Annotated in this window: 10 protein-coding genes and 1 pseudogene; 6 read left to right on the forward strand and 5 right to left on the reverse strand. The window is 72.7% G+C overall.

All coding sequences use genetic code 11. The annotated features are described in order from the left end of the window. The 3 genes and pseudogenes from F8274_RS27170 to F8274_RS27180 form a co-directional block, all read right to left on the reverse strand. Positions 1–1,586, reverse strand: a pseudogene (locus F8274_RS27170) (hypothetical protein); the annotation flags it as partial. 24 nt (positions 1,587–1,610) lie between these two features. Then, positions 1,611–1,967 carry a hypothetical protein gene (locus F8274_RS27175; protein WP_151465210.1) on the reverse strand — a complete coding sequence of 119 codons (357 nt, stop codon included), beginning with the start codon at positions 1,965–1,967 and terminating at the stop codon, positions 1,611–1,613. A gap of 4 nt (positions 1,968–1,971) precedes the next feature. Next, a complete protein-coding gene (locus F8274_RS27180) occupies positions 1,972–2,385 on the reverse strand; it encodes a YbaB/EbfC family nucleoid-associated protein (protein ID WP_151465211.1) in 414 nt (137 codons plus the stop codon). 80 nt (positions 2,386–2,465) lie between these two features. On the opposite strand from F8274_RS27180, the gene F8274_RS27185 reads away from it, so the two are divergent. Next, positions 2,466–3,698, forward strand: a complete 1,233-nt coding sequence (locus tag F8274_RS27185) for an SUKH-3 domain-containing protein (RefSeq protein ID WP_151465212.1) — start codon at positions 2,466–2,468, stop codon at positions 3,696–3,698. A 6-nt stretch (positions 3,699–3,704) separates the two neighbouring features. Here F8274_RS27185 and F8274_RS27190 read toward each other — a convergent pair whose 3' ends face one another. After that, entirely contained in the window at positions 3,705–5,144 is a 1,440-nt protein-coding gene (locus F8274_RS27190; protein WP_151465213.1) for an aldehyde dehydrogenase family protein, read from the reverse strand. Positions 5,145–5,285: 141 nt separating this feature from the next. On the opposite strand from F8274_RS27190, the gene F8274_RS27195 reads away from it, so the two are divergent. Together F8274_RS27195 and gabT are read left to right on the forward strand one after the other, a co-directional pair. Next, positions 5,286–6,722 (forward strand): gamma-aminobutyraldehyde dehydrogenase, encoded by a 1,437-nt coding sequence (locus tag F8274_RS27195; protein WP_151465214.1) that lies wholly within the window; start codon positions 5,286–5,288, stop codon positions 6,720–6,722. 3 nt (positions 6,723–6,725) lie between these two features. Next, positions 6,726–7,994 carry a 4-aminobutyrate--2-oxoglutarate transaminase gene (gene gabT, locus F8274_RS27200; protein ID WP_151465215.1) on the forward strand — a complete coding sequence of 423 codons (1,269 nt, stop codon included), beginning with the start codon at positions 6,726–6,728 and terminating at the stop codon, positions 7,992–7,994. Positions 7,995–8,075: 81 nt separating this feature from the next. On the opposite strand, the gene F8274_RS27205 is transcribed toward gabT, so the two are convergent. Further along, positions 8,076–8,510, reverse strand: a complete 435-nt coding sequence (locus tag F8274_RS27205) for a hypothetical protein (protein ID WP_151465216.1) — start codon at positions 8,508–8,510, stop codon at positions 8,076–8,078. 105 nt (positions 8,511–8,615) lie between these two features. On the opposite strand from F8274_RS27205, the gene F8274_RS27210 reads away from it, so the two are divergent. Genes F8274_RS27210 through F8274_RS27220 form a run of 3 tightly spaced genes read left to right on the forward strand, consistent with a single transcriptional unit; the run spans position 8,616 to position 10,920 of the window. After that, complete coding sequence (locus F8274_RS27210) at positions 8,616–9,032, forward strand: GntR family transcriptional regulator (RefSeq protein WP_151465217.1); 417 nt, start codon at positions 8,616–8,618, stop codon at positions 9,030–9,032. Between the two features lie 11 nt (positions 9,033–9,043). Next, a complete protein-coding gene (locus tag F8274_RS27215; protein WP_151465219.1) occupies positions 9,044–9,934 on the forward strand; it encodes an ABC transporter ATP-binding protein in 891 nt (296 codons plus the stop codon). After that, entirely contained in the window at positions 9,931–10,920 is a 990-nt protein-coding gene (locus F8274_RS27220) for a transporter (RefSeq protein ID WP_151465218.1), read from the forward strand. The genes F8274_RS27215 and F8274_RS27220 overlap by 4 nt, the downstream gene beginning before the upstream one ends. The last annotated feature ends 5 nt before the right edge of the window (positions 10,921–10,925 follow it).

Raw genomic sequence — 10,925 nt, forward strand, 5'->3', positions numbered from 1 at the left:
GGCGCCGACGGGGTGGCCAGCGACCCGGTGCGCCCGGTCGTGGCGCTCACCCCGGTTTGGTCCGATGGCACCGATACCAGCCTGTGTGCCTGTGGGGCAGCCGCGGCAGACGGGCCCACCACGGTCGGCGAGGCCGCCGCCACCTGGTTCGGCGTGCCGAAGTCGGGCAGCCCAGGGCTCTTGACCGGACCGGACTTCAGCTCGGCGGTGTCGGCACCGGGCGCTCCCGCAACGGGCGCTTCGACGGCCACGGCCGAGAGCGTCGGGCTCGCTGTGGTCTCCAGCCGGGCTGGGTTCGTCGTCACCGCCGCGGTCGGAGGGTCGGTCGTCACCTCCACGTCCACCGGATGAACCGGTGAAGCACCGACACCTGCCGCCACCTGGACGGACGGGGGCTGCGCCGGAGCCCCGCCGCCGACGGGGGACGACGGAAGGTTCGACGCCGGGGCGGAGTCGGCCGCCCCGGGATGGGTCACCGGTCCGGGATCCCCGAGGAGCGTGACCGGTTCCGGCATTCGCTGGGAGGGCATGAGGCCGGCGGACGGCGGGAGCCCCAGGTCCAGCGGCTGCGCCGGAAGACCGGACAGCTTCTCGTCGAGCCGGTGGTGCAGCGCGCTGTCCGCCTGTCCGGTGGCGGAGCCGCTGGCGCCGGAGGCCGCCGCCCGGGCGATGTCCTCCAGCGACAGGTCCTGACCGGTGGCGAGCCCCGCCGCGCTCTCGGCCAGGGTCTCGCCGGCCATCTCTCGCCCGAAGCGCTCCCCGACCTGGGCGAACCGCCCGTGCGTGTGCCGCCCGAGGCCGGCCAGCGGCGCGGCCGCACCACCGGCGAAGCCACCGAGCCCCGACGTGCCCACGTCGGTCAGGTCCAGGCCGTCACGCCGGCCCGTGGAGTTCTGGTACGCCTGGGTCGCCAGGCTGGTGCCGGCCTCCTGCCCCGCCTCCACCAGTCCGCCCAGTACGGCCCGGCGGGCGAGCCCGCGGGCACCGCTCTTGACGACCTCCTTGGCGGCCCGTTCGCCGGCCTCCTTCAGCCCTTCCTTGACGGCCTTGCGGGCCAACTGGGCCACCAGCCGCTTGAAGATCTGCTGCACGACGACGCGGCTGGCCGTGATCGCAGCGCCGGCCGCCGGCGACGCGGCGCCCATGGTCAGCACGGTGGCCACCGCGAGCGAGAGCAACTCGACGACCAGGACGCCCAGCTCGATCCAGGCTTCGAGCTTGGCACCCTCGATGTCGCAGCCGCACGAGTCGACCAGCTTGCCCAGCTCGCCGGTCGCCGTCACGAGGACGTGCAGCGGCGCGTCCTCACCCTCGGCGACCTTGCCCCAGGCGATGCCGAACGCCTGCGCCACCAGGCCGACGCCGCCGTATCCGCTGCGGACCTCGCCGGCAGCCGTGGTGGCGTCGTTCCGCGGGCCGGCCAGGACGTCGGCCACGCCGTACCACTGGTCGGCCAGGTCCCAGACGGCCCGTTCGTTGCCCTCCGGCCACTCCACGCCGACGACCCAGTCGAGCGCCTCGTAGATCCAGCCGGGCACGTCCCAGGGGCAGTGGTCGAGCGGGTGCGGGATCGGGCTGGGCAGCATGCTCACGCGCGGATCCTCCGGTGGTCAGCGCCAGGGCCGGTGCGGGTTGTGCTGCTGATGTGGGACCTCGCCGATCTGGCGGGCGTTGGTCAGGTCGGTCTCGACCGTGGCGACGACGGAACGCACCACGTCGGTGCCCAGACCCTCGAGTGAGCGGCCGAGAACCTCCCAGGCGCGCAGCAGGGTTTCCGCGTAGCCCTGGTAGTGCTTGTCGAAGGCGGCACCGATGTCGTCCCGGCCCCACGGGCGCTGCCCGCCGGCCGCCGCGATCGGGTCGCCCGTCTCGCGGCGGGAGGTGGTGACGGCCTCCCCGGCCAGGGCCAGGTCGGCGCCGCCGCGCCGGGCCCGGACAGGATCCAGCCAGATCTCCCCGTCGGACATGCCGTCACTCGCCGCGGGACAGGACGGCGTCGGCACGGCCCAGCAGTGCCCCGAAGTCGTGGGTACGCAGGAATTCCACCGACGGCGAGCCGGGCGGCAGGTAGCCGGCGACCAGCTCACGGGTCGCGGTGACCGCGCCGCGGGACGCCCGCAGCACGGTGTCGGTGATCTTCCGGCTCAGCGCGCCGGCGTCCCGGTCGCGGAACACCGAGGGAGCGACCTCGACGCTGATCAGCTCACCGCGGGCGCCCACGACCGCCGTCACCTGGCCGTCGTCGGAGCGCTCGGTCACCCGCAGCTCCGCGAGCCGGATCTGCAATTCGTCCAAACCGGACCGAAGTCGCTGGTACTGGCCGTACACCTCGTCGAACCGTGCACGCAGCGCGCGGTTCGCGTCCCGGTCAGCGCTCTCGGCCACGCCGCTCCCCTTCCGTCACCGTCAGTAGGGCCGACCATACCGGGCGCCACGGAATCCGTGGGGTCCGGTAACTTCAGGCTGTGATCGAACGACAGCAGGCCGAGCAACTCGCCGCCGTCTGGGCTCGACGGGATTCCGAGCGCCTGGGATTCCCCTGCACTCCGTTCGTCGCGGAGTTCGACCTGGGTTACCTGGTCACGTCCACTGTGGCCACCCAGGCCCGGGCCCTTCCCGGTGATCTGCCGACCACGGTCATCGACAAGGAGACGGGCGAGCTGTCGACCTGGCCCCGCGTGCCGGTCGCCGACGTCGAACAGATGTTCCGGCAGCGCCGACCCGCCGCGCCGCGCGCACCGCGCACCGTCGACCCGGCCGGTCAGCTGCTCCGGGAGATCACCAGGCTGCCCACGCCCGGCGCGGCGGCCCACCTCAGCGTCGACGGTCGCGCGCACGTCGCGCAGGGCGCCAAGGGCGACGTCGAGCTGCGCCATCATCCGCTGGTCCAGGCCTATCTGGACGAGCTGCCCGCCGGTCACCTGGTCCGGGGCAGCGAGCGGCATGCCGAGATGATCGTCGTCTCCGACGTCCTGCATGAGCGGGATCACCTCCGTGCCACCGAGAACCTTCCGCCGCTGACGCTGGAGGAGGCCCGGGCGATCCTCGGCACAAGCCGGTTCGAGGTCTTCCGCATCCGCGAACCAGGAGATCCCGCCGGCGGCCCGGCGGAGCTTCCCTGCGACTCCTGCACCACCTTCCTGGTGCGCTTCAACGTCCTCCCGTGGTCCGATCTGGCATTCACCGAGGAGTGGCGCCCGGAGCCGCGGCAGGTCATCCAGCCCGGCCGATTCCCGGACGCGGTGCAGCATGCACTCGTGGATGCGGGCTGGCAGATCAGCGCGTTCAACGAGGCACTCGCCATGGGTGCCATGGCCGAGACCCGCGAGATCGCCGGACGGCACCGCCGTCACGAGGCGTTCCCGGCCGCCGAACAGGCGCTCACCGCCTTCCCCGCGATCCTCAGCCGCAGGCGGGGGCCGGGCGAGGACGTATGGATCAGCCGGTTCACCACGAATCCGCTGCGCGGCGCCCACACCGCCGACACCCTCGGCGATTTCGGCGCGGTGCTCGGCGTTCGGCTGTTCCCGCTCGGCAGCGAGCGGCAGGAGAGCATCCTCGCCGTCGACGAGCACGGCCGGATCTTCGCGCTCGATCAGGCCGGCGAGTGGTTCCTCGGCCCCGACATCGACGTCGCCCTCACCACCCTGCTGCTCGGTCGCGCTCCCGCCCGGGTCCGCGACGACGGCACCTGGTGAGCGGCGCTAGAGCTTCACCCCGGTCAGCACCATGACCCGCGGTTCGGTGTAGTCGTCCATGGCGCTGCGCAGTCCTTCCCGCCCCACGCCCGAGCCCTTCACCCCGCCGTACGGCATCTGGTCGGCCCGGTACGACGGCACATCCCCGACGATCACCCCGCCGACCTCCAGGGTCCGGGCGGCGAGGAACGCGGTCTGCAGGTTGTGGGTGAACACGCCCGCCTGCAATCCGTACGCCGAGTCGTTGACCGCGGTGAACGCGGCCTGGGCGTCGGTGACCGGGGCGACCACCAGCACCGGCCCGAACACCTCCTCGGTGCAGACCTTGGCCGACGACGGCACCCCGCTGAGCACGGTGGGCGGGTACGTGGCGCCGTCCCGGCGCCCGCCGACCTCGATGGTGGCCCCGGCGGCGACGGCCTCGTCGACCCATGCCTCGACGCGTTCGGCGGCCTCGACGGACACCAGCGGACCCACGTCGGTCAGTTCGGAGGCCGGGTCGCCGGTGCGCAACTCCTCGACGGCCGCGACGAGCCGGGGCAGGAAGCCGTCGTAGAGCCATTCGTGCACGTACACCCGCTGGACCGCGATGCAGGACTGCCCGGCCTGGTAGTTGGAGAAGGTGGCGATCCGGTGGGCGGCGAAGGTGAGGTCCCCGTCGGATGACCAGTCCTCGCAGATCACCGCCGCGGCGTTGCCGCCGAGTTCGAGGGTGACGTGCTTGTCGGGGGCGGCCCGGCGGATGGCCGCGCCGACCGGCCCGGAGCCGGTGAACGACACGACGGGCAGCCGGGGGTCGGCGACCAGTTCGGCGGCGCGCTCGTTGGGCAGCGGCAGCACCGAGAACATCCCCTCGGGCAGGTCGGTCTCGGCCAGGATCTCGCCGAGCAGCAGCGCGGAGAGCGGGGTGGCCGGGGCCGGCTTGACCACGATGGGGGCGCCGACGGCGATGGCCGGGGCGACCTTGTGCGCGACGAGGTTGAGCGGGAAGTTGAACGGCGCGATCCCCAGGACGGGGCCTCGGGGCACCCGCCGGACCAGCGCGATGCGGCCGGTGGCCGCCGGGTCGGTGTCGAGGCGTTGCAGCTCGCCGGAGAAGCGCCGGGCCTCCTCGGCGGCCCAGCGGAAGGTGGAGACCGCGCGGCCCACCTCGGCCTTCGCCCACTTCACCGGCTTGCCGTTCTCGGCGGTGATCAGGGCGGCGACCTCGTCGGCCCGGTCGGCCAGCCGGCGGGAGACGTGGTCGAGGGCGGCCGCGCGGGCGTGCGCGGGCAGGGCCGCGGCGGCCGCGGCCACCTCGGCGGCTGCCGCGACGGCGGCTTCGACCTGGTCGGGCGTGGCGAGGGTGGTACGCCCGATTGTGCGGCCGTCGTAGGGGTGGGTGACGGTCAGCTCACCCTCGCCGTGGGCGGGGCGGCCGGCGACATAGAAGGCTCTCGGCTCCACGCTCGGCAGCGTAGACCACACAAGGCCGCGCGGAAACAGTTGCTCAAACCCTTGTCTGCCTCGGATTCAGTAGCCAAGATGGCAGTCAGATTGCGATAACCTCCGCTGACCTTCCTCCCGGCCACCCCTCGGAGACACCTGATGAGCGATCAGCAGCAGCTGCGCAACTTCGTCAACGGCGAGTACGTCGACCCGGTGGACGGCGGCTTCGCCGACCTGATCGACCCGTGCACGGGAGAGGTCTTCGCCCAGGCGCCGGTCTCCGGTGCGGCGGACGTGGACGCGGCCATGAAGGCGGCCGCCGCCGCGTTCGAGACGTGGCGGGACGCCACCCCGGGCGAGCGGCAGAAGGCCCTGCTGAAGCTCGCCGACGCCGTGGAGTCCCGGGCGGCCGAGCTGGTCGACGCCGAGGTCCGCAACACGGGCAAGCCCCGTCAGCTCACCGCCGACGAGGAGTTGCCGCCGGCGGTGGACCAGTTCCGGTTCTTCGCGGGCGCCGCCCGACTGCTGGAGGGGCGCTCGGCCGGCGAGTACATGGCCGGGCACACCTCGTACGTGCGGCGGGAGCCGATCGGCGTCTGCGCCCAGGTCACGCCCTGGAACTACCCGCTCATGATGGCGGTCTGGAAGATCGCCCCGGCCCTGGCGGCGGGCAACACGGTGGTGTTGAAGCCCTCCGACACCACCCCGGTGTCGACGCTGTTGCTGGCCGAGATCGCGTCGGAGTTCCTTCCGCCGGGCGTGTTCAACGTGGTCTGCGGCGACCGGGACACCGGCCGGGCGCTGGTGTCGCACCCGACCCCGCAGTTCGTCTCGATCACGGGTTCGACGCGGGCCGGCATGGAGGTCGCCGCGGCGGCCGCGCCGGACCTCAAGCGGACCCACCTGGAGCTTGGCGGCAAGGCGCCGGTGGTGATCTTCGACGACGCGGACGTGGCGGCGGCGGCCGAGGCCATCGCGGTGGGCGGCTATTTCAACGCCGGCCAGGACTGCACGGCCGCCACCCGGGTGCTCGCCGGCCCGGGCATCCACGACGACTTCGTGGCGGCCCTCGCCGAGCAGGCCCGCAACACGAAGACCGGCGCGCCGGACGACGAGGACGTGCTCTACGGCCCGCTGAACAACGCCAACCAGCTCGGCCGGGTACGCGGGTTCGTGGACCGCCTGCCGGATCACGCGAACCTGGAGACCGGCGGCTCCCAGGTCGGCGAGCGCGGCTACTTCTACGCGCCGACCGTGGTCTCCGGGGTCCGCCAGGCCGACGAGATCATCCAGGACGAGGTGTTCGGGCCGGTCATCACCGTGCAGCGTTTCTCCGACGAGGACGAGGCGGTGCGCTGGGCCAACGGCGTGGACTACGGCCTGTCCGCCTCGGTGTGGACGAGGGACCACGGCCGGGCCATGCGGATGACCCGCCGGCTGGACTTCGGCTGCGTCTGGGTGAACACCCACATCCCGTTCGTCTCGGAGATGCCGCACGGCGGCTTCAAGCACTCCGGGCACGGCAAGGACCTCTCGGTCTACAGCCTGGAGGACTACACCCGGATCAAGCACGTCATGCACAACATCGAGGGCTGACCCATGTCGAGCGAGGAACTGCACAAGCGGCGTGGGGCGGCCGTGGCCCGGGGTGTCGGGAGCACGATCACCTCCTACGTCGACCGCGCGGGCGGCGGCACCATCACCGACGTCGACGGGCGGGAGTGGATCGACTTCGCGGCCGGCATCGCGGTGGCGAACGTGGGCAACTCGGCGCCGAGGGTGGTCGAGGCGGTCCGGGCGCAGGTCGAGCGCTTCACGCACACCTGCTTCATGGTCGCGCCCTACGAGTCGTACGTGGCGGTCTGCGAGCAGCTCAACGCGCTGACCCCGGGCGACTTCGAGAAGCGCTCGGCGCTGTTCAACTCGGGCGCCGAGGCGGTGGAGAACGCCGTGAAGATCGCCCGGCACGCCACGGGGCGGCCGGCGGTGGTGGTCTTCGACCACGCGTACCACGGCCGGACCAACCTGACCATGGCGCTGACCGCGAAGAACATGCCGTACAAGCACCGGTTCGGGCCGTTCGCCGGTGAGGTCTACCGGGTGCCGATGTCGTACCCGCTGCGCGACGGTGGCCTCGACGGGGCGACCGCGGCGGCCCGGGCCATCGAGATGGTGGAGAAGCAGGTCGGCGCGGAGAACGTGGCGGCGCTGCTGATCGAGCCGATCCAGGGCGAGGGCGGTTTCGTGGTGCCGGCCGAGGGGTTCCTGCCGGCGCTGCGCGAGTGGGCGACCGCCTCCGGCGTGGTGTTCGTGGCCGACGAGATCCAGACCGGGTTCTGCCGGACCGGCGACTGGTTCGCCTGCCAGCACGAGGGCGTGGAGCCGGACCTGATCACCCTGGCCAAGGGCATCGCGGGCGGGTTGCCGCTCGCCGCGGTCACCGGCCGGGCGGAGTTGATGGACGCGGTGCACGTGGGCGGCCTCGGCGGGACGTACGGGGGCAACCCGATCGCCTGCGCGGCCGCGCTCGCGGCCATCGAGACCATGCACGAGCTGGACCTGGCCGCCGCCGCCCGGCGGATCGGCAGCGTCATGGCCGACCGGCTGGGCGCCATCGCCGCCCGCGATCCGCGCGTCGCCGAGGTGCGCGGCCGTGGCGCGATGCTCGCCGTGGAGATCGTCCAGCCGGGCTCGCTGACCCCGGACCCGGCCGCCACGGCGGCGATCTCGGCGGCCTGCCACGCGGCCGGGCTGCTCACCCTCACCTGCGGCACCTACGGCAACGTGCTGCGTTTCCTGCCGCCGCTCGTCATCTCGGACGACGAGATGGCCCGCGGCCTGGCCATCCTGGAGGCCGCCTTCGGCTGACCGAGGTCAGCCCTCGATCGTGGAACACCACGGGCGTCGATCCCCCCAGGTGCCGCCCGTGGTGTTCCACCCTCCCCCGCCCTACAGACACATCCAGCAGTAGGCGTCGAGCCCGTCCGCGCCCGCCGCCCGCGCCACCCGGCGCAGCTCGGTCACCAGCTCGGCCAGCAGGTCTGTCTCCGGCTCGCCCATCCACTCCTCGGCGGTGCGCCACTCGGCGGCCACCGGCCGCAGGCGCTCGTCCGGCAGCGCCGCCAGCTCGGCGACGAAGTCCGGCACCAGCCGGACCAGGTACGGCCCCTCGTCGTCGTGGCCGTCGATCCGCTCCCCGCCGGCGTGCAGCCCGGCGCGTGGCGACCCGAGCCGGCCCGCGCGGATCACCTCCCACAGCGCGCCGCCCAGCACGAACGGCTCGACGTTCTTGCACCGCAGCGGCGCCAGGTCGTCGCCCGGCCCGGTCCCGGCGGCCCGCGCCCGCTCGGGGGTGGCCGCGAAGTATTCGGTCAGGATGCCCACGCCCGGCACGCTAGGCCTCGCCTCCGACACTCCCGGCGAGGGGACCGCACGGCGGCGGATCCTGTCCTATAGTCCTACTGTCGTAGGACAATAGAAGGGCGTCGCGTGATCGAGTTCGTACTGGACGGCCGGTCCAAGGTGAACACCTATGTGCAGCTGATCCAGCAGGTCAAACAGGCCCTGCGGGTGGGGCTGCTGACGGCTGGCGACCAGTTGCCGAAGGTCCGCGACGTCGCGCAGTCGCTGGCCATCAACCCGAACACGGTGCTGAAGGCGTATCGCGAGCTGGAGATCGAAGGTCTGGTCGAGGGGCGCCCCGGCGTCGGCACCTTCGTCCGCAACACCGTCGCCGGCTCGTCGCTGGCCGATCAGACCGAGCTTCGCGAGGAGCTGGTGGCCTGGCTGCACCGCGCCCGCGCCGCAGGGCTCACCCCGGAAGACGTCACCGCCCTGGTCGAGACCACCATGCGGGCCGCACTCGTCGCCGGCACGACGCGCGCCGAACCCGCCTCAGCAGGATGAGAGGACAGCTGATGGAGATCGCGCTGGAGGCCGAGCAGCTCGGCAAACGGTACGGAAGAACCTGGGCGCTGCGGGACTGCTCGCTGCGCCTGCCCGCCGGGCGGATCGCCGCCCTCGTCGGCCCCAACGGTGCCGGCAAGAGCACCCTGCTGCACCTCGCGGTCGGCCTGCTGCGGCCGGACGCCGGCGCGGTGCGGATCTTCGGCGAAACGCCGTACGCCAACCCGTCGGTGCTGCCCGAGATCGGCTTCGTCGCCCAGGACACCCCGCTCTACCGGGACTTCACCGCGGCCGAGCTGGTGGAGCTGGGTCGCCGGATGAACAAACGCTGGGATGGGGCGCTCGCCCGCAACCGGCTGGCCCAGCTCGGCATCCCGCCGAAGCTGCCCGTCGGCAAGCTGTCCGGCGGCCAGCGGGCGCAGGTCGCGCTGGCGCTCGCACTCGCGAAGCGACCCCGGCTGCTGCTCCTCGACGAACCGGTCGCCAGCCTCGATCCCCTGGCACGCCGGGAGTTCCTGCAGTCGCTGATGGGCAGCGTCGCCGATTCCGAGACGACCGTGCTGCTCTCCTCGCACCTGCTGGCCGACCTCGAACGGGTCTGCGACTACCTGGTCGTGCTGCAGGCCGCCCGGGTGCACCTGGTGGGCGCGGTCGACGACCTGGTCGCCGCACACCGACAGCTGGTCGGGCCCCGGCATGGCGGCGAACCGATCGAGGGAGTGGACGCCGTGGTCCGGGCGAGCCACACCGCCCGGCAGTCGACGCTGCTGGTCCGCACGAGCGGCGAAGTCCTCTCCCCGGAGTGGACCGTGCACGACGTGACGTTGGAGGACCTCGTGCTGGCGTACCTGGCCGAGGGTGAGACCACCACGAGCCACGCGGCCTGGGAGGTGCCGGCATGATCTGGCTGGCCTGGCGGCAGCACCGCAAGCAACTGCTCTTCACCCTCCTCGCCTTCGCCGCGCTCGCGGCCCTGATGCTCCCGATCGGCCTGTCCATGCGGCACAGCTTCACGGAGCTCGGGCTGCCGGACTGCGTCAGTCAGCTGGCGCGTTCGCAGACCGACCCGGTCACCGCGAACGGCTGCGAGTCGGCGTTCCGCCAGTTCACCAACCGGTACGCCAGCCTGAACCTGGTGGCGGTCCTGCTCGTGGTCCTGCCGGTGCTCGTCGGTCTGTTCTGGGGCGCCCCGCTGGTCGCCCGGGAGGTGGAGCACGGCACGCACCGGTTCGCCTGGACGCAGGGCGTCGGCCGGACGCGGTGGGCCCTGGTGAAGTTCGGCCTGGTCGTCGTCGTCACGGTGGCCCTGGCAATCGGCTACGGACTGGGCATGGCCTGGTGGGTCAGCCCGCTGACCCAGGCCGCGCACGAGGGCCGCCTCGGCTTCATCGTCTTCGACCTGCAGGGCATCGCCCCGATCGGCTACACCCTCTTCGCGGTGGCACTCGGCATCTTCGCCGGCACCCTCTGGCGCCGGATGCTGCCCGCCATGGGCGTCACCCTGGCCGCGTTCATCGGGGTACGGGCGGCGGTGGCGATCCTGGCCAGACCGCACTACCAGCCCGCCCGCACCCTCACCTTCCCGATCGAGGGGGCCGATGCGCTGCGGGAGGACCGAGGCAACTGGGTCCTCGCCAGCGGTGTGCGCAGCGCCGACGGGAAGATGGTGGCGGCCGACACCCGGATCCAGTGTCCGCCGGGCGGCCAGGGACCGGATGGCCGCCGCTGCGGGGAGGAACTCGGCGCCGGACCCGGTGCCTACAACTGGGAGCTGTACCAGCCGGCGGACCGGTTCTGGCTGTTCCAGTGGATCGAGACCGGCATCTTCGTCGCCCTCGCCGCCCTCCTGCTCTACCTCGCCGTACGCCGGCTCCGCCGGATCGCCTGAGCCCT

The sequence above is a fragment of the Micromonospora sp. AMSO31t genome (assembly GCF_008868175.1).
Classification (GTDB): Bacteria; Actinomycetota; Actinomycetes; order Mycobacteriales; family Micromonosporaceae; genus Micromonospora.

Excerpts from the sequence above, each read along its gene's own strand:
- F8274_RS27195 (WP_151465214.1), top strand. The coding sequence starts at position 5,286 with ATGAGCGATCAGCAGCAGCTGCGCAACTTCGTCAACGGCGAGTACGTC.
- F8274_RS27220 (WP_151465218.1), top strand. The coding sequence starts at position 9,931 with ATGATCTGGCTGGCCTGGCGGCAGCACCGCAAGCAACTGCTCTTCACC.
- gabT (WP_151465215.1), top strand. The coding sequence starts at position 6,726 with ATGTCGAGCGAGGAACTGCACAAGCGGCGTGGGGCGGCCGTGGCCCGG.
- F8274_RS27215 (WP_151465219.1), top strand. The coding sequence starts at position 9,044 with ATGGAGATCGCGCTGGAGGCCGAGCAGCTCGGCAAACGGTACGGAAGA.
- F8274_RS27175 (WP_151465210.1), bottom strand. The coding sequence starts at position 1,967 with ATGTCCGACGGGGAGATCTGGCTGGATCCTGTCCGGGCCCGGCGCGGC.